Genomic DNA, 22,476 nt, shown 5'->3' on the forward strand with positions numbered 1-22,476 from the left:
TTTGACGCCTGGACCGGACGGGTATCAGCCATGACGCGGTTACACCCCACTGCAGGAAAGAGCGACGGCATGTCGAAGCTCGATCCGAACCTGATCGCCACCGTGACGACCGTCGACACCGGCCATGCGACGGTGGTGTCGATCGCGGGCGAGGTCGACATGACCACCGAGCTGTTGGTCTGGACTGAGATCCAGGCTCAGCTCGCCACCCCTCGCCGGTTGCTCATCCTCGACCTCACCGGTGTCGCCTTCATGGCATCGGCAGGGCTGCGCATGCTCCTCCAGTCACAGAACGCCGCCGCCCGACTGGGGACGCGGCTGGCGATCGTCCCGAGTGCGCCCGTACGCCGGCCGCTCGCGGTCGCGGGGATCGACCGCGTGCTCGACCTGTACCCGGATGTGCCGAGCGTGCCGCGGACCGCGTGAGTAGGCCTTGTCGCCCGGAACGGCGAACTTGCGCACTCGCTTGGGTGTCGTTCGTTCGTGCCGGCGGGGACATTCGTATCGTGCGGTGAGTGGGCAGTGAACGGGCGGCCGGCCAGGAGCCGACAGGGCTGGGCATCGAGATGCTCCCTGTCGCGATGGCGGGCTTGCGCGCCGAGCTCAGCGAGGCTCGCGGGCTGGCCCGCGAGCTGGCCGGGATGACACCGGCACAGGCAGACAGCGCATGGTGCGATCAGCTCGAGGACGAGTACCAGGACGTCGGTGCCGCGCACGCGGAGATGGTGCGTCAGCTGGCGCGGTGGCGCCTCGATCACCCGCATGCTCCGGGCCTGGACGAGCTGGCCGAACTCGTCGCCGACGTGGAGCCCGTCCGTCATGCTTTGCTGCGACAGCTCGCGCTGCTGCGTTGCGCGCGGGGCACGAGCGGAACCCGTGTCCTGCCGGGCAGGCCGCCGGCGACACTGATCCGGGACGAGCCGCAGTGGACGTACTCTCCTGACTGCGCGCCACGTGCGCTGCACGTCTGGCGTGAGGGCGACACACACCTCGTGGCCATCGTTGCCACCGAATCACCCGAGGGCGGCGTACCCGTCGACGCTGTCGCCGCACGGCTGCGGGCCGAGTATCCGGACAGCGAGATCGAGCTGTTCGCGTGGACGCCGAGTGCTGTTCCCGGCGGCGGCGACCGCTTCGACCGCTTCGACCGGGAGAACCCGCCCACCGCCGAGCAGGTGTGCACCCATGACGTGATCGACCGGCTCGGTGCCGGTCACCGGTATCGCTGTCGCTGCCAGAGCTGACCCACGATGTTTGGTCGTGCTGCCGACGGGTACGGCTGTGGCATGACCAGAACTCGCTGCCACGCCGAGGGTGCCGAAGTGACGCTGCGCTCCAAGAAGATGGTGCTCGACTTCACCGGCGACTGCGACGGCGCGGGATCCGCCGGGATCCGCTTGGCCGCCGAGCTTCCGGACGCGGGTGGTGCCGAGGACGGCGGAACGGTTGTGCTGGAACAGAATGCCGCGACGATCACCCAGCCAGGTGGTGAGATCCGCTTGACCGCACGGGAACCGCTGCGCTGGGACGACGGGCCGGTCGACGTCGAGTTCGTTCTGCCGGAGAGTCCTGAGTCCACGGTGCTCACCGTCCGCGGGCTCGTGGTCCGGCTGGAGCCTGCCGGCAGTTGAGCGCCGGAGGTGGGCACTCCGGTTTGGCCACCCGCGCAGCGGCAACACCTTTGCCATGTCGATCGCGGAGTCCTTCGAACGTACCCAGCTCGCCTACGCGGACGGCGAACGACGCCCGCTGTTCGGTTACCTGGCATCGTTGTGCTCGTACGGCGCTCTGGTGGGTGTCGCCACGGCGGTCGGCCGGCACCGGGGGACACGGCTGCCGCAGCGGTTCACTCCCGACGACATCATCCTGCTGGCTTTGGCCACCCACAAGTCGAGCATGCTGCTCACCAAGTCATCGATCACCAGTGTGCTGCGAGCGCCGTTCACCCGCTTTGAGGAGCCCGCCGGTGCGTCCGAGGTCAAGGAGACCGTGCGCGGCCACGGCGTCCGCCACGCCGTCGGCGAGCTGGTGACCTGTCCGTTCTGCTCCGGCGTCTGGATCGCGGGCGCTCTCACCGCGGGTCTGGTGCTCGCGCCGAGGGCCACCCGCCTGGTCACGACCGCCCTGTCCGCCGTCGCCGTCTCGGACTGGTTGCACCTCGCCTACGACGCCGCCAGGAAGTAGCCGTCACGTTCGACCCTGAATATGATTATCATGTCCATATGTTCAGGCGCACCCCGGTCACCGTGCTGTCCGGCTTCCTCGGCTCGGGCAAGACGACGTTGCTCAACCACGTGCTCGCCAACCGGGAAGGGCGGCGCGTGGCGGTGATCGTCAACGACATGAGCGAGATCAACATCGACGCCGCGCTGGTGGCGGGTCAGGGCACCCTGGACCGCACCACCGAGCGGCTGGTCGAGCTGACCAACGGCTGCATCTGCTGCACGTTGCGGGAGGACCTGCTCGACAGCGTCGGCGAGCTGGCGCGCTCGGGCCGGTTCGACACGATCCTCATCGAGTCCACCGGCATCTCGGAGCCGATGCCGGTGGCCGCGACCTTCGACTGGACCTTCGAGGACGGCACGAGCCTGTCCGACCACGCACAGCTGGACACGATGGTGACGCTGGTGGACGCGGCGGGCTTCCTGCGCGAGCTGACCACCGGTGACCACCTGGCCGAGCGTGACCTGGCCGCCGCGGAGGAGGACGAGCGCACGATCTCGGACCTGCTGGTCGACCAGGTCGAGTTCGCGGACCTGCTGGTGGTCAACAAGACCGACCTCGTGACCGGCGAACAGCTCGCGACGCTCGACGCCGTGCTGCGCAGGATGAACCCTGCCGCCCGCCTGCTGCACACGCGGCACGGCGTCGTCGAACTGGCCGAGGTGCTCGACACCGGTCGCTACGACCCGATCACCGCCGCGCAGGCGCCCGGCTGGGCCCAGGAGCTGGCGGGCACCGGCCACGTCCCGGAGACCGAGGAGTACGGCATCCGCTCGGTCGCGTTCCGCGCGTCGCGGCCCTTCCACCCCGCCCGGCTGATGGCGGCGCTGGCCGACTGGGACGGCGTGTTGCGCAGCAAGGGCTTCTGCCACATCGCCAGCCGCCCCGAGGTGCTCGCGGTGTGGTCACAGGCGGGCCCGAACCTCACCCTGGAACCGGGGCAGCTGCTGGACACCCCGCAGGGCCGCCAGGAGCTGGTCTTCATCGGGGTCGGCCTCGACCTCGACGAACCGCGCCGCCGCCTGGAACCGGCGTTGCTGACCGACGAGGAGTTCGCGGCCGGTCCGGTGCACTGGCGCGCGCTGGAGGACCCGCTGCCGGAGTGGGACCTCGCCGACCTGCACGAGCACGCCTGATGACCGGCCCGTCGACCGCGGACCCCGCCGCGGCGGAAGCGGTGTTCGCACAAACCGAGCTGGCACTCCTGGAGGCTCTGCCGGTCGCCGGCGTGGTGGCCGACGTCGGACCCGGATCCGGCACCGGCACGCTGCGGCTGGCCGAACGTGCCGGACTTGTCTACGCCGTGGACAACGACGAGGCGATGCTCGCTCTGGTGCGCGAGCGTGCTGAGCAGGCAGGGCTGGGCGACCGTGTGCGCACGGTCCTGCACGACCTCGACGACGGTCCCATCCCGCTGCCGGAACCTGTGTCGCTGATCTGGTCCGGGGCCTGCGTGCACCACGCGTTGTCCTGGCAGGGCGCGGTGTCCGGGCTGGCCGGCCTGCTCGCTCCCGGCGGCCTGCTCGCACTCGGAGAGGGCGGCCTGCCCGCGCGCTGCCTGCCCTGGGACGTCGGTGTGGGCAGACCTGGACTGGAGGCCCGGCTCGACGCCGCGCACAACGAGTGGTTCACGGCGTGGTTCGAGAGCAGACCCACGGCCGTGCGCGAGGCCCGCGGCTGGCCGGGCCTGTTGCGGTCCGCCGGACTCGAGCAGGTCACCAGCCGCAGCGTGCTGCTGGACCTGCCCGCCCCGCTCACCGAGGCGGTGCGAGAGGTGGTGCTCGCGGAGCTCGCCGCACGAGTCGGACGAGCCCAGGCGTACCTGGCCCAGGACGATCGCGTCGCGTGGAACGGTTTGCTCGACCGCGCCTCGCCGGTGTGGCTGGGCAACCGTGACGACGTGGCGCTGCTCACGGCCAGGACCATCCACATGGGACAGAGGCGGGGAGAGCATGGCTGACCGGGTGCGCTCTTGTAGTGGACGGGGCTAACTCGCGATGCTCTCGGCCCGGCGTCGTGGGGCGCGGGCGAGCAGACCGTGCTTGGGCGCCAGAACCCAGGCCGTGAGGAACACCGCGGTGAGGACGAGGACGATCGTTCCCCCGGTCGGGAAGTCCCACGACCACGACACGTACAGACCGGCCAGCGCACACAAGCCGCCGATCACCGGCGCCAGCAGCATCATCACGGCGAGCCGGTCGGTCAGCAGGCGCGCGGTCGCCGCGGGCGTCACCAGGAGCGCGAGCACCAGGATGTTGCCGATGGTCTGCACCGAGATCACCACCGCGAGGGTGACGAGCACGTAGAGCACGATGTCGAGCCAGAACACCCGCAGCCCCGTCGCCCGCGCCATCTCCCGGTCGAGGGTGACCGCGACGAACTCCTTGTGCAGCAGGAACACCGCGCCCAGCACGAGGATGCCGGTCACCGCGACCGTGTACAGGTCCTCGTCCGGGATGCCGGTGATGGAGCCGAAAAGGAACTGCTGCAACGATCCCGCGTAGCCCGGTGCCCGGGAGATCACCACGATGCCCAGCGCGAACGCGGCCACGAAGAAGATCCCGATGACGGAGTCCTCGCGCAGCCGCCGGTTCTGCGAGAACACGGCGACCAGCACGGCGGTCGCCACACCGGCGATGGTGCCGCCGAGGATCAGGTTGCCCGACACCGCGAACGCGATGGCCAGTCCGGGGAACACGGCATGTGCGACCGCGTCGCCGATGAACGCCATTCCCCGCAGGACGACGTAACAGCCCACGACGCCGCAGACGATCGAGGACATCACCGCGACCAGCAACGCCTTGGGCAGGAACGCGAGGTCGGGGTTGACCAGGTCGCGGAGGAAGTCGATGGGGGACATTCAGACCGCCTTGAGGATCTTGAGCAACGGGCTGCCCTCGCTGACGCCGAAGGTGTCCATCCACGGTTTCTCGTCGCGCAGCTGATCCGGCGGCCCCGCGGCGACGACCGTGCGGTTGAGCAGGATGAGCCTGTCGCAGGTGTAGAGCGCGCCCGGCAGGTCGTGGGTGGTGGTCAGCACGGCGTTGGAGTCCCTGGCCAGTGACAGCAGCAGGTCGGAGAGCAGTTCCTGAGTGGGCATGTCCAGGCCCGTGAAGGGCTCGTCGAGCAACAGCGCCGACGGCTGGAGCGCCAACGCCCTCGCCAGCAGCACGCGCTGACGCTGCCCTCCGGACAGTTCGCCGACCGGCCGGGTCCGCAGATCGGCCATGCGCACCCGGTCGAGCGCCTCGACCACCGCGCGCCAGTCCGCCGCCCGCGGCCTGCGGAACAGGCCGAGCCGTCCGGTGCGGCCGGTCATCACCACGCCCTCCACCGAGAGCGGGAAGTCCCAGGCGAACTCGTGCCGCTGAGGCACGTAACCCAGGCCGGTGCCCGCGCGGCGCACCGGCTCCCCGTCCACCTCGACCTGACCCGCCTTGGGTTTCAGCAGGCCCATCAGGCTGCGCAGCAACGTGGTCTTGCCCGCCCCGTTCGGCCCGACCAGCCCGACCAGTTCGCCTCGGTCGACGGTGAGGCCGACGTCGGTGAGTACCCGGCGTCCGCCCAGATCCACGGCCAGCCCGCTCACCCGCAGCGCGTTCACCCGGATGTCCCCTGCCGCTTCGCCGCGCGGCCGCGCACGATCACAACGACGACGAGCACAGCCAGCACGGCGACGGCGGCGATCAGTGCGATGACACCCCAGGGCGGTCCCGAACCGCCGGCAGTGTCCTTTTCGGACACGGCGGAAGGTGTTGCGCTCGCTGACGTTCGCGACGCAGCCGACAAGGCCGATCTGGCATCGGTCGCGTCACCGACGGCGAAGCGCAGCGTCGCGGTGTCGCGAGCCTCCTTGCCGTCTATCAGTTTCGCGTGCGCCTCCACCTGGACGAGGTAGACGCCGGGAGTGGTGAAGACCCAGTTGGCGTGCGTGTGCGTGTTGGTGTCGACCCAGATGTCCTGGCGTCCGGCCTTGGTGGAGTTCCAGAGCACGTCGGCGGCGCCGAAGTTGCCGGCCTGCAGGTAGACGAACAACTCGCCGGGACCGTCGACGCCGGTGAGGGTCAGGGTGACGCCGCGGTCGACGACCTCCATCACCTCGGGGTCCTGGGTGTTCCAGCCGACCCAGGTCACCTCGGGGTTCTGCACCTGCGGCAGCACGTGCACCCGCGCACCCGGTTTGCCGATGAAGGCGTACGCGGGGTTGTCCGGCACCGTGAGCAGAGCCTTGTCCGAGACCTGGAACGCCGTGCGATCCAGGTTCCGCCACACGGACTGTTCGCCGGTGTCGTCATGCACCATCAGCTTCCACGCGCCGTCGACGTAACGAGGGCCGATGTCCACGTGGCCGCGCGCCAGCACGGCCTCCTCCAACGCGATCCGCTGGTCGGGCGCGATCGTCTGGTCCGGCCCGTCGCCGGGTGGCTGCGCCAGGGCCGCGGCGGGCGCCAGCAGCGCCGCCACGACCAGCAGGGCGCTCGGCAGGGACCGTCTCATGTACTCCTCTTTCATCAGCGCAGGCAGTCGCGCAGCGAGTCGGCGTTGAACCGCATCATCCGGACGTAGGTCGTGACCTCGCCGTCGAAGGTGTCGCCGTAGATCGGGCAGACCCGGATTCCCTGCTCGCCGGCGACCTGGGTGAGCGTCGACGAACGGGCGGCCAGGTTGGGTTCGAGGAACACCGCGGGCACCGCGAGGTTGCGGATCGTCTCGGTGAGCTTGCGGCGGTCGGCCAGGGAGGGCTCGGTGGCGGGGTTGGGCGTGACGAACCCGGCCACGCTCATGCCGTACGCCTGGGCGAGATAGCCGAACGCGTCGTGCGTCGTGATCAGATGACGGCGCGCCGCCGGGATCTCGCCGATCTGCGCGCGCACGTACCGGTCGAGTGTGTCGAGCTCAGCGAGGTAGGTCTCCGTGTTGCGCCGGTACTCCCGCGCGCCCCCAGGATCCTTCTCGATCAGCGTGTCCCGGATGACCTTTGTGTAGGCCATGGCGTTGCGCACGTTCTGCCACAGGTGCGGATCGATCTCGCCGTGCACGTGCTTGCCGAGCACGGCCTGGGCGAGCTGGTAGACCCGCTCACCGGGCCGGCCCAGGAACCCGAACCCGGCGGGGATCTCGCTGAGCGCCTTGCTCGGCACCACGACGACGGCATCGGCCGCCGGCACGACCTGCTGCGCCTTCTCCCCGCCTCCCTGCGGATCGAAGAGGGCGTAGACCTGCTCGCGGTCCAGATCGACGGTGAGGTCGGCGTGCCCGCGGTCGACCTGCACAGGCCGGTTCGGGGGCTGTACACCGACCGCGAAGGTGAACCTCGACTCGCCGAGCGGGACCGGTCGGGACCGCTGGTCCACCCGCAGTTGTGCGGACAGGGTCACCTCGTAGACACCAGGCCGGGTGAACGCCCAGGACATGTGGGTGTGGGCGTCGGCGGGCAGGATCGCGGTGTCGTCGCCGTACCCGTCGCCGGGGTCGAAACCGTTGCTGGAGTCGAAGTAGATGTCGGCGTCGCCGAACGACCCGGTGAGGTAGCCGTAGACGTTCCCGGGACCGCTGGCGGCGGTCATGCTCAGCAGGACCTCCGACGCGCGGTTCGCGCCGTGAGCTTTCCCGTCGCCCCTGGCCCGCAGTCCGAGCCACACGGTGTCCAGCGTGACGTCCTCGACCAGCGGGATGATCTCGGCGGCGTACTTGACGGCGTCCTCGGCCAGCGAGACGTTCGCCGCCTCCGGGCGGAGGTTGGCATCCAGGGCTCTGATGACGGAGTGCTCCTCCAGCATCACGTAGTTGCTGAACGCCACGTCCGCGTACACCACGTTCCGCACGTCACGCAGGCTCGGTTCGTAGGAGTGCGGGTCTGCTCCGTCGGGCACCAGCGAGGTGACGTTGACCCTCGGCCCGCCGACGTTGCGCACGAGGTCCTGCAGCAGTCCGGTCGTGGTGACCACCTGCAACCGGCCGTCGCGATCGCTCAGCGAGGCGGGAGCGGCGCAGCCCGAAGCCCCCACCATGACGATCAACCCGGCCAGCAGGGGCCGGCGCAAGCCAAGGAGCACGTCGTCACGCCAATCTGTCGCGCGAGATGCGGAGGCCGGGGCGAACGCCGGCCTCCGCACGGATCACGGTTGAACGGTGAAGGTGTAGGCCTTCTGGCCCGTGGTGACCGCGCCGCCGGCGGCCTGGGTCGCCGTGACCTCGAAGACCGCGGTGTAGGTACCGGCCGCTTCGAACGCCCAGTTGGCGTGGGCGTGGGTGTTCACGGCGAACGAGCGGCTGTCGGGCAGGCCGTTGCCGCTGTCGAACCACACGGTCGGCGTGCCGAAGGAGCCCGTGGTGAAGACGCTGAAGCCCGCGGGTCCGGTGACGGACACCAGCTTCACGGTGAGCGCGTTGCCCTGCAGTACGCCCGTCGGCACGCCCTCGGTGCTGAAGCCCGCCCACAGCACGCCGTTCGCCTGGCTCTGCGGCAGGATCCACACCGGCGAGCCGGGGGAGCCGAGGAACGCGTAGGAGGGGTTCGACGGCACCGTGGTGCGGCTCGCCGGCACGGCGTTCAGCGTCACGGTGGACGGGTCGCGGTCCGCGCCGGGAACGACGGTGTCGTCGCGGACGTCGAGCGTGAGGGCACTGCCGGTCCAGTCGACGTCGATGGCGTCGGCGTGGCCGGACGAGAGGGTCACCGCGGCGTGTGCGGTACCCGAAGTCACCAGGGCGAGCCCGGCGGCCAGTGCGACGGCGGTGAGGCGGCGGATCATCGGTTCACCTTGAGACGGTAGGTGGCGGACTCGGAAACGACCTTCTGCCCGGTCGCGGCGAGGACGCCCGCGGCGCGCACGGTCACCGTGTAGGTGCCGGCGGCCTCGAACGCCCAGTTGGCGTGCTGGTGCCCTCCGGCGGTGAGTTCGATCCGGTCGGGCAGGCCGTCGCCGCTGTCCACCAGGACGGTCGGCGCACCCACGGCGTCGGTGGTGAAGATGCTGAAGTCGCCGGGACCGCGGACGCACTCGACCTTCAGCTTCAGCGTGCCCTCCGTGAAGATCCCCGGCTCGATCTCCTCGGCGGCGATCCCGGGCCACAGCAGGTCCGGGTCCTGCACCTGGGGCAGGACCCAGACCGGCGCGCCGGGCGTGCCGAGGAATCCGTACGCGGGGTCGGCGGGCACGGATGTCCTGGCGGCGGACTTCGCGACCAGCAGCACCTCCGAGGGCTCGTACTCGGCCGCGGCGGCTTCGTCGTGGACGTGCAGGTGGAAGGCGCCGTCCTCGAAGGCGACACCGAAGACGTCGACGTGACCGCTGTCGATCGTGGTGATCGTTTCGGCGGTGGCGGGCGCGGCGGTGAGGGTGGTCAACCCGGTCGCTGCCGCGAAGAGCAGGGCGATGTGTGCAGTGGTGCGCACGGACGTGGACTCCAATCGTGCGGTGGTGCGGCCCGAGCGGGCCGCGGCACACATCGCAGTCTTGTCAATGAAAATCGTTGTCAACAGGGCTGAATGGCCTATTGGAAATGATTTTCGTTTGTATTACGGTCGGGTCGCGCCGCCGATCGGGCGGTGCTGGTGCCTGGAGGTTCGAAAACACATGCGCGTGCGTGCGTCCACACGCGTCACGGCGGGGCTGTTCGCCGTTGTCGCCGCACTGCTGCTGAGTGCGCCCGCCGTGCTCGCCGAACCTGTTGACCCCGTTGCGGACGCCGTCCTGGACGTCGCCGGAGATCGTCTCGAAATCGAGGTCGCACGACAGCGGGTCGAGGCGGCCGATCCGGCCAGGCCCGTCGAGCTGACCTGGGACACCGGTTCCATCAAGCCCGGCACCGTCTTCGGCGACAGGGTCACCCTGCGAGCGTCCGTTGTGGACAGCGGGCAACCGGCGGCGGAGCCCGTCGCGGTACCCGTCGCGTCCACCGGAACGCTCCAGGTCGATCCGCCGGGACCGGGCGGGCACGAGCTCCGCCTCGAAGCCACCGCGCACGCTCTCGACGGCCGGCCGCTGGCCGTCGAGAGCGTCTACGCCCTGTCGGTCGCCGAGGCGGCTCGCCCCGCAGTGGCGCCTCAGGTCGTCCCGCCGGCTCCTCGGCCCGAGGTGGCCACGCCGAGCCCGCAGGTTCGTGTCGCCGCGCAACAACCACCGACGGCCACCGGTCGCGTCGTCATCGACAGGGGACACGTCGACGCCGTCGCGCCCCGGTTGCTGCCGGACGGACTGCACATCCAGGTCAAGGACGGCACAGTCGCCGGCACCACGACGTGGCGCGAGCCGGCCGACGTGGAACTGAAGGCCACTACCGCTTCGCGGACCGCATTGCCCGCGAGCCCGGAACTCGCGTTCCTCGGCGCGGCGGGCAAGCAGGTCTTCCTGCTGCCGCAGACCCAGCGGGCCGACCTCCTCTGGGCGGGCTGGTCCACCGAGGAACTGCGTCCGGCCGACGTGTCCGGACCGGTGACGTGGTCGCTGACCGCCGTCGAGGGTCCCGGTGCGTTCGGCCTGTTCACCACCGGCTCGTTCGGCGAGCCGTCGGTCCTCTTCAACAGCACCGACGGTCTCCCGGACGTGCAGTCCGTGCCACTGGGCACGCACGCCCACGCCAACTGGGTGTTCGCCGAACCTGGCCGCTACCGCCTCACGTTCACCGCCACCGCACCCGGTGCCGGCGGACCGCTGACCGACACCGAGACCTACACCTTCACGATCGGCGACGGCACCTCGTCACCGACGCAGCAGCAGCCCGGCACCGCCAACCGCAATCCCACCACCGCTCTCGCGTCGACCGGCCCCGCCGGCCTGCCCGCCGTCACCGGCCTGGGCCTGGCTCTGCTCGCCTCGGGTGTGGCCGTGCTCGTCATCACCCGCCGCCGCGTCCAGGAGAAGACCTCGTGAGCACCTTGAACCGCGGCTTGGCCGCGCTCGCCACCGTGACGGTGGCCGCGCTCACCTCGCTGTCCCTCGCCACGGCCTTCGCCCAGGACACCACGACCGTCATCGACCAGGGCCACGTCGACCTGCTCGCACCGGTCGTGACCGAGGGCGTCCTGGACGTGCGTTACAAGGACGGCAACACCACACCGCCGACGTGGCACGACCCCGAGCAGGTCGTCACGCACGTGCGGCCGGAGTCCCGCCTCCAGGTGCCCGACCTGCCCGAGTACGCGTTCCTCGGCCCGGCCGGCAGCGATCTCTGGCTCATCCCCGAGGTGCAGGACCCCAACGTCGTCTGGGCGGGCTGGAACACCGAGTCCCTCACCGCGGCCCAGGTGGATCCGAACTCCGTGCGCTGGACGCTCGACTCCGTCTCCGGTGACCAGCGGGACGCCCCCGCACCGGGCAGGCTGACGGTCTTCCAGTCCGGTCCGTTCGGCGAGCCGCTGCCCCGCATCTTCGACACCGCTCAACCCCTGCCACAACACCACCCACTGACGCTGGGCACACACGCCCACGCGAACTGGACGTTCTCCGCGCAGGGCGTCTACCGGCTCGCGTTCACCGTCGAAGCCACGACGCCCGCGGGCGCACCGCTGCGCGACACCACGACCTACACGATCGCCGTCGGCGACATCGATCCCGGCACTGTCCGACCAGGCGTACCCACCACCACCACCACAACGACGACCACCACAACGACGACCACGACGACCACCACCGCCGCCACCACGACGACCGCCTCGACGACAACCACCGTGCCCCCGGCATCGTGCGTCGTGCTGAACGATGGCCATGTCGACCTCATCGCCCCACGTCTCCGCGAGGGCGCGTTGCGCACCGAGGTCAAGGACGGCACCACTGGGCCGGACGCGGCGGTGTGGCGCGATCCTTCCGACGTGGTGCTGCACCTCGTTCCCGCGGCCCGCAACACCGTGCCGGACGACCCGGCCTACGGCTTCCTCGGCTCACCCGGCGCACCTGTGTGGCTCATCCCGCAAACCCAGATCCCCGGCATCGTCTGGGCGGGCTGGAACACCGAGTCCCTGCACCCGCAGGACATCTCCGGCGACGTCAGCGTTCGAATGTCCGCTGTGGACGGTCCAGGTCGCATGGCCGTGTTCCTCACCGGCCTCACCCCGACCGTCCTGGTCGACTCGGCCGACGGCCTCCCGGACGTGATCACCGTTCCGCTGGGCACGCACGCCCACGCCAACTGGGCCTTCAGCGCCGAGGGGACCTACCGCGTCACCGTGGACGTCACCGCGACCCTCGCCGATGGCCGCACTGCCACTGACAGCGACGTCTTCACGATCGCCGTGGGCGACGTGGATCCGACGGCCGGCCGCTCGTGCGCACCTCCGGCCACGACGACCACCAAGGCGCCCAGCACCCCACCGACCACCACATCCGCACCCGCGCCCGTCCGCGGCGGTCTGGCCTCGACCGGCGTCGGCGGCCTTGGCACAGCGGTTCTCCTGGCTTCCCTGCTCACCATCGGTGGAATCGCCGTCCTGCTGCTCAGCCGCCGACGTCGTCACTGAGTGCCGAGGCGGTCGTGGTCGCTCCGATCGAATGGACGTAGCCGTCGACCGGATCGTGGCTGCGCCAGCCGGGGTTGCCCGTCTCCGCGAACCTGACCCACGTCTGGTGCATCGAGGACGCGAGTCCGGCGGGTGCCTCGGCCTTGCCCAGTAGCGCGTTCGGTCCGTGCAACGTGGTCAGGGAGAGCCTGTCGAATACGAACGGGAGTTCCATGACGTGACTCGCGCCCAGCTGACCGCCGATCGCGTCGGAGCGCCAGCCGAACTCGTAGTGGTAGGTGCGGCCTGGCGTGGCGGTGGCATGTGCGGTGGCCAGGGCGCGGGTGCCGGAGCGGAACAGCCCGTCGCCGAGGATGACGACACGGAGTTCTGCGGGGCCGGCCGAAGGGTGTTGTTGCCGGTACGCGCGCACCGCGGCATCAGGGTCGGGGTGGAAGCGTGCTGCCGCGGCGTGGACGTCGGCGTCGGTGGTGGCCTCGAGCAGGCCTAGTGGTGCCAGGTAGAGGCTGCCCTCGTCGAGGTTCGACCCGATCAGCAGGTCGACGTCCGCACCGTGCCCGGCGGCCACCGCGGCGGCGGGTTGGTCCTGGGTGACGAGGCCGAAGCGGGTGATGCCGCCGAGTGGGTCGTGGTGGGAGGAGGTCCGTAGATCCAGATCGTTGAGGCGCGGCAGGAGCGCGACGAGGCGTTCGTCGGGAACGTCGGCCAGGCTCGCCGCCGTGGGAGCGAATCCCAGCTCGTGTCCGACTGCCGCGGTGACGATGCTCGCCTGCTCGGGGGTGAAGGTGGCGGTACCGCTTCCACTTTGGACGATTGCGCGCTGGAACAGGCCTGATGACAGCGGATCGGCGAGGAGGCCGCCGACGATGATGGCTCCGGCGGACTGGCCGAACAGGGTGACGTTGCCCGTGTCACCGCCGAAGTTGTGGATGTTGTCCCGCACCCAGCCCAGTGCGGCCCGCACGTCGAGCAGGCCGCGGTTGTCCGGAGCGTCGGGCAGGTGCAGGAAGCCGGAAGCGCCCAGGCGATAGTTGACGGAGACCAGGACGACCCCGTCGCGTGCGAAGGCCGACCCGTCGTAGAGCGGTGCGTGGCTGGAGCCCGCGATGAAGCCGCCGCCGTGGACGAAGACCATGACGGGATGCGGCCCGTCCTGTCTCGGGGCCCAGACGTTGACGGTCAGGTAGTCGTCGCCACGCAGCCAGCCGGGGCCGAAGAAGGGGGACATGTCGAGGACTCCGAAGCGGTCCCGGACAGGCTGCGGCGCGGTGGCTCCTCGCTGTGTCGCCTCCCGGACCTCGGTCCACCCGGGATGAGGACCCGGCTCGGTGAACCGGGCGCCGGCGACCGGAGGAGCGGCGTAGGGCACCGAGAGGTAGACGGTGCCGTGCTCGTGGGCGCGGCCGCGGATCGGGCCGGAGGTGGTGGTGACGATGGCGGCATCGGTTGATGGCATGGGACTTCCTCGACGATGTGCGGAAGCCGGAGGCCGTCACCACAGCTGGGTGACGGCCTCCGACCGTGCTGTCAGTACCGGGTGAACGGGGCCCAGTTCTTGATCTCGAACGCGTCGCCCCGGCTCGCCACCTCCAGTGCTCCGTGGCCGCTGAAGTGCGCGGGCAGTACGAGAGCGTTGGTGTCCGCGGCCCAGCCGAGCAGCCTGCGCCGGGTGGAGCGAGCGCGGACAGGGTCTTCGCAGAAGCAGCTGTTGTGGTCGGGGTGCATGATCTGCAACGGGGTGTGCAGGAGATCACCCGCGAAGAGGGCCCGGTCGCCTGCGGAGTCCAGCAGGACGACACTCGAACCGGGGGTGTGGCCGGAGGCCTCTTCCAGCCGCAGGTTCGCGTCGATCGTGTGGCCACCTTCCCACAGCTGGACCTGGCCGGCCTCGTGGACGGGAGCGACGCTGTCGGTGAAGACGTTCTCGTTGACGCCGCCCGCGATGCCGGAGTTGTTGGCGGGGTTCCAGAACTCGAAGTCCGCCTTGGGCATCAGGTAGGCGGCGTTGGGGAACGTGGGCACCCAGGCGCCGCCGACCAGCCGGGTGTTCCAGCCGACGTGGTCGACGTGCAGGTGGGTGTTGATCACGAGGTCGACTTCCTCCGGCGACACACCGGCCGAGGCGAGGTTGTCGAGGTAGTTCGACTGCAGGTGGTCCCACGCGTCGACCGCGGGCCGTGACTTGTCGTTGCCGACACCGGTGTCGATCAGAACGACCTTGCCTTCGCTGCGCAGCAGCCAGGTCTGCATGGCGACGTGGACCATGTCGTCCTGCTCGCCGAGGTGATCGGGCACCAGCACCGCGCGGTTGTCCTGCCAGGCCAACGTGGGCAGGTCGGGGAAGAACTGGCCGGCCGGCATGATCGGGCCGTGCATCTCCTCGACCCTGGTGACCGTGACATCACCGAGTTTGAGCTCGTTCATCGTGTTACCTCACTGGTTTCCGGTGATGCGGACTGTCAGCGCGCCAGGTGGGCCCGCAGCAGGTTGGGGTCCTTCGCGGTGAGGTAGGCGGCGCTGGGCACGTAGACGGCGCGGCCGCGCAGTGCGATCGCGGTCGGGCCCTGGAGTCCGTCGGCGGCGGTCAGCACCACGTGGTGGGTGCCGTCGGGCTTGACGAGCGCGACCTGGTTGGTGGTGTTCAGGGCGGCGATGATCTCGTTGCCCTTGCCGGTGAAGGCGAAGTCGTCGATTCCGGTCAGGCCGGTGGCGGTGACCTGTGCGAAACCCGCTTTTCCGTTGGTGTGCAACGGAATGCGCACGATGGTGCCCTGGTCGAGGTTCGTCACCCATGCGGCTCCGGCGCGGAGCTTGATCCCGTTCGCGCCGAGGAAGCCGGCCGGTGCGAGCTCCCTGTCAGACGACCAGACCGTCGCGGCACCATCCTTAGTGGACACCCGCCAGACGGCACCGGTGGAGTCCGCGACGTAGAGGCTACGAGTCCTCTGGTCGAGTGCGAGGCCGTTCGGCAGGCTGGTGGCGGGCAACGCCGCGATGCGCTGCGGCGTGCCGCCGGGACGCAGGCGCCACACGCCGGTGAGGTCGGCGGTTCCGGTGGCGTACAGGAAGTACAGGGTGCCGTCGGAAGCGCGGTCGATACCGACCGTCAGGGGGAAACCCATGGCGGGGGTGTTGACTCCGCCGTCCGCGGGCGCGGGCAGCGTGGCCAGGATCCGGACTGCGCCCCTGGGCGAGATCTCGGCGATCTGCCGGGCCTTGGCGAAGGCCACGTAGGCCGTGCCGTTCGGGGAGAGCACGATGCTTTCGGGAGTCTGCCCCTTGTCCAGGTCGAAGTGCTGGACGACGCGCGCCGCGCACAGCGGGAAGGAGGCGGCCGACGCCGGAGCGGCGCCGAGCGCGAACAGCGAACTCGCGGCCAGGACAGCGGCTACGAGTGACTGCTTGGCAAGTTTCGCGGACATGCTTTCCTCACTGTTTTCAGGCATGCGGCAGCGCCGCGCCTTTCAGGGGGTGATCACCGCCAGGGCGTGCTTCGCCCAGGTGGAGGACTGCAGCGGCCGTCAGCGGCCGTGAGGTGGCGGTGACGCCGCGCTGACCCGGTTCACGAGAACATCCGGACGAAGCTGCGAGCGCCGCGCCTTGAGGAAGTCACCGAGCCGTGTAGTTCCGCTCATGGATCCGAGTATGTGCCGGCTTTGAGCGTGTTGCCTGTCCCAGCCAGGGATACGCAGCGATGGGCTGATCGGCACCAAGGCCGCACTGGTCGGCGGCGACGCGGACTGGCCGTCGTACCTGGGTTTCCTCGCGCAGACGACGGCAGTCGGCGGGATGCTGGTGTTCGGCATGGTGTCGGTGTGGTTGTTCGGCCGCGAGTTCAGCCAGAACACCGTGAAGGATCTGCTGGCGTTGCCGAGTGCGCGGACCACGATCGTGCTGGCGAAGTTCGTCGTGGCGGGCGCGTGGTGCCTTGCCCTGACTGTGCAACTGGTCGTGCTCGGACTGGCGATCGGCACGATGCTCGGGCTACCGGGATGGTCCGCCGACCTGGCGGTGTCCGGCGTGGCGACGATGGCTGTGACCGCGGTGATGGCGGTCCTGCTCACGACGCCGATCGCTCTCGCGGCCAGTGCCGGCCGCGGCTACCTGCCCGGTGTCGGTGTGCTGATGGCCGCGATCTTCAGTGCACAGGTCGTTGCCGCGCTGGGATATGGCCAGTACTTCCCGTGGTCGATACCGGCACTGTTCAGCGGACTGGCTGGACCGGACGCTGGGTCGCCCGGCTTGCTCGGCGTGGCCCTGGTGGTTCTCGTCGGAGTGGTGGGAGTGGCGGCGACGGCGCTGTGGTGGCGCAACGCAGATCAGGACCGGTGAGCCCGATGGCGCTCCCACAGCCAGCCGAAGCGGTCGATCCGCCACAGCTGCGCCACCACGACCAGCGTCGTGCCGAAGACCGTCGGCCACACCGAGAGCATGACCAGACCCCACACCATCAGGCCGAAGCCGATGATGCCCAGCGCGACCAGCAGACGCAGGACCCGCCGATGATCCGGTGGCACGAGGTCGCGATCCTCCAGCCAGGCGCGTTCGCCGTAGATGCCGCGCGCGGCCCAGCTACGTGGTTCACGCACCGGCGGAAACGCTCTCGGGTTGACGAACAGCCAGACGATCACAGCCGCGACCGGCACGAGGCTCCACCACGCGATCCACGTGCGGCTCCAGATCGCCAGCAGCATCAGGGGAATCGCGGCGAACCGCGTCCACACACTCCACGGGTTGGCGTGCCGCTGCCACGCCTCGTCGGACATGCGGAACGTCTTGGCGACGCGGTCAGCCACGTCCATTGTGGATCCTCTCCAGCTCGCGCACCGTGGCATTGACGCCGTTCTCGGCCCGTATCTGCTCGCCGACCTCTCCTGCACGCTTCCGCAGTGCCAGGGCCTGGGTGATCGCGCCGGACAGTGTGTCGACAGCGAGCTTCCTGTACGGCACGGGTTGTGGTGCGACACCGACTGCATGCATCCGCTGAGCCCAGTGCGGCTGGTCCGCGACGAACGGGCACACGACCTGCGGCACGCCCGCGGCGAGTGCTGCCGCTGTCGTCCCTCCGCCACCGTGGTGCACCACCGCGCGCACCTGGCCGAAAAGCCAGTCGTGGGGCACCTGGTCGATCACCAGAAGATCGTCCGACGAGCGCGCGGCGAGCCCACCCCACCCTGTCGCGACGATCGCGCGCACTCCGGCCGCCCGCGCCGCCTCGGCGACGATGTCACCGGTGCGCTGCGCGTCACGTCCCGCCATGCTGCCGAACCCGATGTAGACCGGTGCCGGGCCGGCATCCAGGAACTCCTGCAGGGTCGCGTCCGGCTCCCAGTTCGCTTCCCGCGGCAGGTACCAGAACCCGATGGTGCGCACCGAATCCGGCCACGCGGGATCAACGGGCGTGACGAGGGCGCTGAACGCTTGCAGAACGTGGGCCTGACGTGGGCCCTGGCCGCGTGGCAGGCCGAGGTCGTTGGTGCGCCACGTGTTGACGATGCCGGAGTAGGCGCGCAGGGTCGCCCACACCGTGAGGTAGGTCGCCCGGTTGAGGAACCGGGGCAGCCGGGGCAGCGGCACCATCGGGCACGGGAACTCCGACGTCGGCACCCAGCCGGGTTGCAGCGCGGCGAGCACCGCGGGCACGCCGAGCATCTCCGCCGCGTGTTGTGCGGGCACGCTCGGCGTGTGCACCACGAGATCCGCGCCGCTGGACCGCGCGACCGCACCGGCATCGCGCAGCACGTCGGCCATCAACGGCTTGATGCGCCTGATGGCCGACAGGGCGGTGATCTTGCCGCGAAGGCCGCGATACCCGCCCTCGATCGCCTCGGCCATCAGCGGATCTTCGAGCAACCTGTTGGGGCCGTTGTCCAACGGCGCGAACTCGACGTCCTGCGTCAGTGCGCTGGAAGCGAACGATTCCGGTGCGGCCAGCAGCGCCTCGTGACCCGCCTTCCTGAGCGCCACCGCCAACGCCAGCAACGGTTGCACGTCTCCGCGTGTGCCGTGGGTGACCAGCAGGACCTTCACGGCCTCGTCCTCTTCTCGATGTCGGTGAACGCCGTCAGCCAGCGGTCGTCGGCGAACAGGCCGTGGGTCAGCATCTCCAGACCGGCACGGGCTCCGCGTACTGCCGTCGCGGTCTCGGCCGGATCACCGCCCAGTAGGCGACCCACCTGATTGCCGAGCACCAGTGGTGCGAGCAACCACGACACGTAGGTGACCGCCCGCGCCTTGGCGTCCGCTGAAGCACGCACCCAACCCTCGTCCTCGCCGGCCGCGAGCCACGCCTCGGTGCGTTCGACGATCTCGGCGAACAAAGCACCGGCCGCGGGCGTGTCATCGAGCAACGCTCTCGCCAGGTAACGCCGGACCGGCGTCGCTGCTCGCAGGATCTCGCCCAACGCCTCGGTCGCGGCCTCGCCGCCGTTGCGGATCGAGTCGAGGACGTAGTCGTCGCAAGCCTGCCGCAGTTCGTCCTTGGAACCGAAGTGGTGCATGACCAGAGCCGGCGAGACCCCGGCATCCGCGGCCACCGCGCGGACCGACGTTCCGGCGATGCCGTCGGTGCCGAACCGGGCCAGCGCCGCGTCGCGGATACGAGCCCGCGCCGTCAGATCAGAGGCTGAACGCATGTTCAGAACACTAAACGTTTGTTCAGCTCGTGTCGAGACCTACCGGTTTGCTTCGAGCAGACCTTTACGGCATGTTTGCGCGCGGTGCGCCGGGAAGTCTGGTCGGCAACGCCCGTCGCGAAACCGCGGTGGGCTTGGTTGACGTGGACGGGGTTCGTCGATGGCGCTGGTGCTCGCATTCGGTCTGGTCCTGCTGATCAGCGTCTCGCTGTCCGGTCTCGCCGCTCGCACGATCCTGTCGACCGCGTTGATGTTCCTGGTCGCCGGAGCGTTGATCGGGCAGGGCGGTCTCGGGCTCGTCGACATTCCGTCCAACAGCGCGTTCGTCACCGTTCTGGCTGATCTCGCGCTGTTCACGGTCCTGTTCACCGATGGCCAGCGCGCGGGACTGCCCGACCTGAAGCAGGGGTGGCGGCTCTCGGGCAGGGCGCTGGGCCTGGCCATGCCGCTGACCATGGTCGGCATCGCCGTGCCGACGCACTTCCTCACCGGCCTGGACTGGACGACCTCGTTCCTGATCGGCGCGATCCTCTCGCCGACCGACCCGGTGTTCGCGTCCGCCATCGTCGGCCGCACCGACGTGCCGATGCGGTTGCGGCGGCTGCTCAACGTCGAGTCCGGGCTCAACGACGGTCTCGCGCTGCCGTTCGTGCTGATCTTCCTGGCGACCGCGGCGAACAGGGACACCGACTTCCTCACCATCGGCATCGAACTGGCTGCCGGGCTAGCGCTGGGCGTCGTGATTCCCGCGGTCGTGGTGCTGGCGTGGCGGTTGCGGATCTTCACCGCCGAACCGCGGCTGCAGGCGCTCGGCCCGTTGGCGATCGCGGTGATGCTGTACGCGACCTGCCACCTCACCCACGCCAACCCCTATCTCGCCGCGTTCGCCGCGGGGTCGACGATCGCGACGCTGGATCGCGTTGCGGCAGAACACTTCGAGCACTTCGGTGACCTGCTGTCCGAGATCACCAAGTTCGCGGCACTGCTCGTCTTCGGCGCGCTGATCACGCCCGAGCGCATCTCGCACCTGAGCGTGGGGGACTGGGCGGTCGCGGTCATCGCGATCCTGCTCGTGCGGCCGGCGGCGATGATGCTGTCGCTGCTGCGCACGCCGCTGCCCGCACGCGAGCGGTCCGTCGCCGCGTGGTTCGGCCCCAAGGGTTTCGCGTCCGTGGTCTACGGGCTGCTCGTGCTGCAAGCGGGGATACCCGCCGGCGAGCACGTGTTCGACCTGGTCGCGATCACCATCGCGTTGTCGATCGTCCTGCACTCGTCGACGGACGTGCCCGTGGCGAAGGCGTTGAGTGTCGAGCCCCCGGACGGCCTGCCCACCGGGCAGCCTGAGCGGCCTGCTCGGGAGCAGCAGTGATGGAGTCGCTGAACGATCAGCCCGACCGGTCCCCACGCCCCTGATCGACCTGGTGCACGTCCGGGATGCCGTCGTTGTCCGCGTCGCGGTTCTCTTCCTCGAAGATGCGCCGATACACCCTGTTGCGCACACGCAGGACCACCGTCGCGATCAACGCCGACAGCACGGAACCCAGCAGCACGGCCACCTTCGCGTTGCTGTAGTCCGCGCTGCCCTCACCGAACGACAGCTCGCTGACCAGCAGCGAGACGGTGAACCCGATACCGGCGAGGATCGACAGGCCGACCACGTCGATCCACGCGAGGTCGTCGTCCAGATCAGCCTTGGTGAACCGCGCGACCAGCCAGGTGGCCGCGGTGATGCCGATCGGTTTGCCCACCAGCAGACCGAGCACGATGCCAAGCGTGACGCTGTCGGTGAGCGAGGTGACGAAACCGCTCAGGCCTCCGATCGAGACGCCGGCGGCGAAGAAGGCGAAGATCGGCACAGCGACACCGGCGGACAGAGGTTGCCACCGGTGCTGGAACGTTTCGGCCAGGCCAGGGCCTTCGCCGGACCGGCGGATCACCGGCACCGCGAACCCGAGCAACACGCCTGCCACGGTCGCGTGCACACCGGAGGCGTGCATGAGTGCCCACGTCGCCACCGCCAAGGGGATCAGCAGCCACCATGACCGGATACGTCGCTGGACGAGCACCGTGAACAAGGCCAGCGGGACGAACATCAGCAGCAACGGCAGCACCGACAGGTCATCGGTGTAGAACAGGGCGATGATGACGATCGCGATCAGGTCGTCCACGACCGCGAGGGTCAGCAGGAACGTCCGCAGCGCCGACGGGAGGCACCGGCCGATCACCGCGAGCACCGCGAGTGCGAACGCGATGTCGGTGGCGGTGGGGATGGCCCAGCCGGACAGCGCGGGCCCACCGCCCAGGTTGACCGCGGTGTAGATCAACGCCGGCACGAGGACGCCGCCGAACGCCGCCGCGATCGGAACGGCGGCACGACGAGGATCGCGCAGGTCGCCCGCGACAAACTCGCGTTTGAGCTCCAGGCCCGCGACGAAGAAGAAGATCACCAGCAGGCCGTCGGACGCCCATTCGGCGAGACTGAGCCGCAGGTGCAGTGACTCGGGGCTGATCTCGATGGAGCGCAGGGTCTCGTAGATCGACGCCCATGGCGAGTTCGCCCAGACCAGGCCGACCACCGCCGCGATCAGCATGATGACGCCGCCGACGGTCTCGAGGCGGAGCAGGTCGGCGATGCGCTTGGCCTCGGGCCAGGACGCGCGGCTGAACAGCCGGGTCTTCACGGGTTCCAAAACTCACTCCGGGTGTCGTCGGCCGCATCGCCGACCAGACTTCCCGGCACACCATGCCGCTCAACACGGCAACAGCCCGACCGTACCCCACGATCACGTCTTGAGCCGTGTTCATGTGATCTTGGCAGGAACGCGGATCAGCCCGATGGCTCGTCGTTTCGGCGGGTGCGCCAGGTCTGGACGACGATGATCACCGGGCTGACCGCGGTCACAGCCGCACCGAGCGCGATCAGCACGATCGACGACAGCGACACGCCCGTGATGACCACCACCAGCCCGACCACGTAGATCAGCAGCAGGCTGATCAACTTCAGCGCGCGCGGCGGCAACCGGTGATGCGGTGGCGGCGTCCTGACGAGTTTGGAGGCGAACTTGGGATCGTCCTCGGCGAGACGTCGCTCGATGGCGTCCAGTTCGCGCTGCTCGTCCTCTGGTAACCCCACCGCCACGCACCTCCCGAGCTCGCCAC

24 protein-coding genes are annotated in these 22,476 nt (G+C 69.7%); 10 read left to right on the forward strand and 14 right to left on the reverse strand.

What is annotated here, in order from left to right:
- Nucleotides 1-69 precede the first annotated feature (69 nt).
- The 6 genes from BLR21_RS18485 to BLR21_RS18510 all read left to right on the forward strand — a co-directional run bounded on the left by BLR21_RS18485 (nucleotide 70) and on the right by BLR21_RS18510 (nucleotide 4,183).
- A complete protein-coding gene (locus BLR21_RS18485) occupies nucleotides 70-426 on the forward strand; it encodes an STAS domain-containing protein (RefSeq protein WP_176929690.1) in 357 nt (118 codons plus the stop codon).
- An 89-nt stretch (nucleotides 427-515) separates the two neighbouring features.
- Complete coding sequence (locus tag BLR21_RS18490; protein WP_090007051.1) at nucleotides 516-1,244, forward strand: hypothetical protein; 729 nt, start codon at nucleotides 516-518, stop codon at nucleotides 1,242-1,244.
- Between the two features lie 42 nt (nucleotides 1,245-1,286).
- Nucleotides 1,287-1,631 (forward strand): hypothetical protein, encoded by a 345-nt coding sequence (locus BLR21_RS18495; RefSeq protein WP_143027761.1) that lies wholly within the window; start codon nucleotides 1,287-1,289, stop codon nucleotides 1,629-1,631.
- Between the two features lie 55 nt (nucleotides 1,632-1,686).
- Nucleotides 1,687-2,184: a DUF1360 domain-containing protein gene (locus BLR21_RS18500; RefSeq protein WP_090007053.1), complete on the forward strand. Its 498-nt coding sequence runs from the start codon at nucleotides 1,687-1,689 to the stop codon at nucleotides 2,182-2,184.
- 38 nt (nucleotides 2,185-2,222) lie between these two features.
- Nucleotides 2,223-3,359, forward strand: a complete 1,137-nt coding sequence (locus BLR21_RS18505; RefSeq protein ID WP_090007054.1) for a GTP-binding protein — start codon at nucleotides 2,223-2,225, stop codon at nucleotides 3,357-3,359.
- Nucleotides 3,359-4,183 (forward strand): class I SAM-dependent methyltransferase, encoded by an 825-nt coding sequence (locus tag BLR21_RS18510; RefSeq protein WP_090007055.1) that lies wholly within the window; start codon nucleotides 3,359-3,361, stop codon nucleotides 4,181-4,183. The genes BLR21_RS18505 and BLR21_RS18510 overlap by 1 nt, the downstream gene beginning before the upstream one ends.
- A gap of 27 nt (nucleotides 4,184-4,210) precedes the next feature.
- Here the strand turns inward: BLR21_RS18510 and BLR21_RS18515 are convergent, their stop codons facing one another.
- From BLR21_RS18515 to BLR21_RS18540, 6 genes are all read right to left on the reverse strand, one after another.
- Complete coding sequence (locus BLR21_RS18515; protein WP_090007056.1) at nucleotides 4,211-5,083, reverse strand: anchored repeat-type ABC transporter permease subunit; 873 nt, start codon at nucleotides 5,081-5,083, stop codon at nucleotides 4,211-4,213.
- Nucleotides 5,084-5,827 carry an anchored repeat-type ABC transporter ATP-binding subunit gene (locus BLR21_RS18520; RefSeq protein WP_090007057.1) on the reverse strand — a complete coding sequence of 248 codons (744 nt, stop codon included), beginning with the start codon at nucleotides 5,825-5,827 and terminating at the stop codon, nucleotides 5,084-5,086.
- Nucleotides 5,824-6,720, reverse strand: coding sequence for a choice-of-anchor M domain-containing protein (locus BLR21_RS18525; RefSeq protein ID WP_090007151.1), 897 nt, complete (start codon nucleotides 6,718-6,720; stop codon nucleotides 5,824-5,826). The genes BLR21_RS18520 and BLR21_RS18525 overlap by 4 nt, the downstream gene beginning before the upstream one ends.
- 14 nt (nucleotides 6,721-6,734) lie before the next feature.
- Complete coding sequence (locus BLR21_RS18530; RefSeq protein WP_256334769.1) at nucleotides 6,735-8,279, reverse strand: anchored repeat ABC transporter, substrate-binding protein; 1,545 nt, start codon at nucleotides 8,277-8,279, stop codon at nucleotides 6,735-6,737.
- Nucleotides 8,280-8,342: 63 nt separating this feature from the next.
- A complete protein-coding gene (locus tag BLR21_RS18535; RefSeq protein ID WP_090007058.1) occupies nucleotides 8,343-8,978 on the reverse strand; it encodes a choice-of-anchor M domain-containing protein in 636 nt (211 codons plus the stop codon).
- A complete protein-coding gene (locus tag BLR21_RS18540) occupies nucleotides 8,975-9,622 on the reverse strand; it encodes a choice-of-anchor M domain-containing protein (RefSeq protein WP_218130903.1) in 648 nt (215 codons plus the stop codon). The genes BLR21_RS18535 and BLR21_RS18540 overlap by 4 nt, the downstream gene beginning before the upstream one ends.
- Before the next feature lie 181 nt (nucleotides 9,623-9,803).
- Between BLR21_RS18540 and BLR21_RS18545 the strand changes: the two genes are divergently transcribed.
- The gene (locus tag BLR21_RS18545; RefSeq protein ID WP_176929691.1) at nucleotides 9,804-11,099 is read left to right on the forward strand and encodes a choice-of-anchor M domain-containing protein; all 1,296 of its coding nucleotides are present in this window, start codon (nucleotides 9,804-9,806) and stop codon (nucleotides 11,097-11,099) included.
- A complete protein-coding gene (locus tag BLR21_RS18550; protein ID WP_176929692.1) occupies nucleotides 11,096-12,682 on the forward strand; it encodes a choice-of-anchor M domain-containing protein in 1,587 nt (528 codons plus the stop codon). Before BLR21_RS18545 ends, BLR21_RS18550 begins: the two co-directional genes overlap by 4 nt.
- Here the strand turns inward: BLR21_RS18550 and BLR21_RS18555 are convergent.
- The 3 genes from BLR21_RS18555 to BLR21_RS18565 all read right to left on the reverse strand — a co-directional run bounded on the left by BLR21_RS18555 (nucleotide 12,660) and on the right by BLR21_RS18565 (nucleotide 16,104).
- Nucleotides 12,660-14,138 (reverse strand): carboxylesterase/lipase family protein, encoded by a 1,479-nt coding sequence (locus BLR21_RS18555; protein WP_090007061.1) that lies wholly within the window; start codon nucleotides 14,136-14,138, stop codon nucleotides 12,660-12,662. The genes BLR21_RS18550 and BLR21_RS18555 overlap by 23 nt on opposite strands.
- 71 nt (nucleotides 14,139-14,209) lie before the next feature.
- Nucleotides 14,210-15,106 (reverse strand): MBL fold metallo-hydrolase, encoded by an 897-nt coding sequence (locus tag BLR21_RS18560; RefSeq protein ID WP_090007062.1) that lies wholly within the window; start codon nucleotides 15,104-15,106, stop codon nucleotides 14,210-14,212.
- A gap of 35 nt (nucleotides 15,107-15,141) precedes the next feature.
- Nucleotides 15,142-16,104, reverse strand: a complete 963-nt coding sequence (locus BLR21_RS18565; protein ID WP_090007154.1) for an SMP-30/gluconolactonase/LRE family protein — start codon at nucleotides 16,102-16,104, stop codon at nucleotides 15,142-15,144.
- 367 nt (nucleotides 16,105-16,471) lie between these two features.
- On the opposite strand from BLR21_RS18565, the gene BLR21_RS18570 reads away from it, so the two are divergent.
- Entirely contained in the window at nucleotides 16,472-17,014 is a 543-nt protein-coding gene (locus BLR21_RS18570) for an ABC transporter permease (RefSeq protein WP_338061056.1), read from the forward strand.
- On the opposite strand, the gene BLR21_RS18575 is transcribed toward BLR21_RS18570, so the two are convergent.
- The 3 genes from BLR21_RS18575 to BLR21_RS18585 are packed head-to-tail and all read right to left on the reverse strand — an operon-like array spanning nucleotide 17,002 to nucleotide 19,317.
- On the reverse strand, nucleotides 17,002-17,484 hold the full coding sequence (locus BLR21_RS18575) for a DUF6653 family protein (protein ID WP_090007064.1): 483 nt from the start codon (nucleotides 17,482-17,484) through the stop codon (nucleotides 17,002-17,004). The genes BLR21_RS18570 and BLR21_RS18575 overlap by 13 nt on opposite strands.
- A complete protein-coding gene (locus BLR21_RS18580) occupies nucleotides 17,471-18,712 on the reverse strand; it encodes a glycosyltransferase (protein ID WP_090007065.1) in 1,242 nt (413 codons plus the stop codon). The genes BLR21_RS18575 and BLR21_RS18580 overlap by 14 nt, the downstream gene beginning before the upstream one ends.
- On the reverse strand, nucleotides 18,709-19,317 hold the full coding sequence (locus BLR21_RS18585; RefSeq protein ID WP_090007066.1) for a TetR/AcrR family transcriptional regulator: 609 nt from the start codon (nucleotides 19,315-19,317) through the stop codon (nucleotides 18,709-18,711). Before BLR21_RS18585 ends, BLR21_RS18580 begins: the two co-directional genes overlap by 4 nt.
- 160 nt (nucleotides 19,318-19,477) lie before the next feature.
- Between BLR21_RS18585 and BLR21_RS18590 the strand changes: the two genes are divergently transcribed.
- A complete protein-coding gene (locus BLR21_RS18590; protein WP_030481112.1) occupies nucleotides 19,478-20,686 on the forward strand; it encodes a cation:proton antiporter in 1,209 nt (402 codons plus the stop codon).
- A gap of 16 nt (nucleotides 20,687-20,702) precedes the next feature.
- On the opposite strand, the gene nhaA is transcribed toward BLR21_RS18590, so the two are convergent.
- Both nhaA and BLR21_RS18600 read right to left on the reverse strand, forming a co-directional pair.
- Complete coding sequence (gene nhaA, locus BLR21_RS18595; protein WP_090007067.1) at nucleotides 20,703-22,007, reverse strand: Na+/H+ antiporter NhaA; 1,305 nt, start codon at nucleotides 22,005-22,007, stop codon at nucleotides 20,703-20,705.
- Nucleotides 22,008-22,144: 137 nt separating this feature from the next.
- Nucleotides 22,145-22,450, reverse strand: a complete 306-nt coding sequence (locus tag BLR21_RS18600) for a DUF3040 domain-containing protein (protein WP_176929693.1) — start codon at nucleotides 22,448-22,450, stop codon at nucleotides 22,145-22,147.
- Nucleotides 22,451-22,476 lie beyond the last annotated feature (26 nt).

Source organism: Lentzea albidocapillata subsp. violacea, assembly GCF_900100275.1.
In the GTDB taxonomy this organism is placed as follows: Bacteria; Actinomycetota; Actinomycetes; order Mycobacteriales; family Pseudonocardiaceae; genus Lentzea; species Lentzea violacea.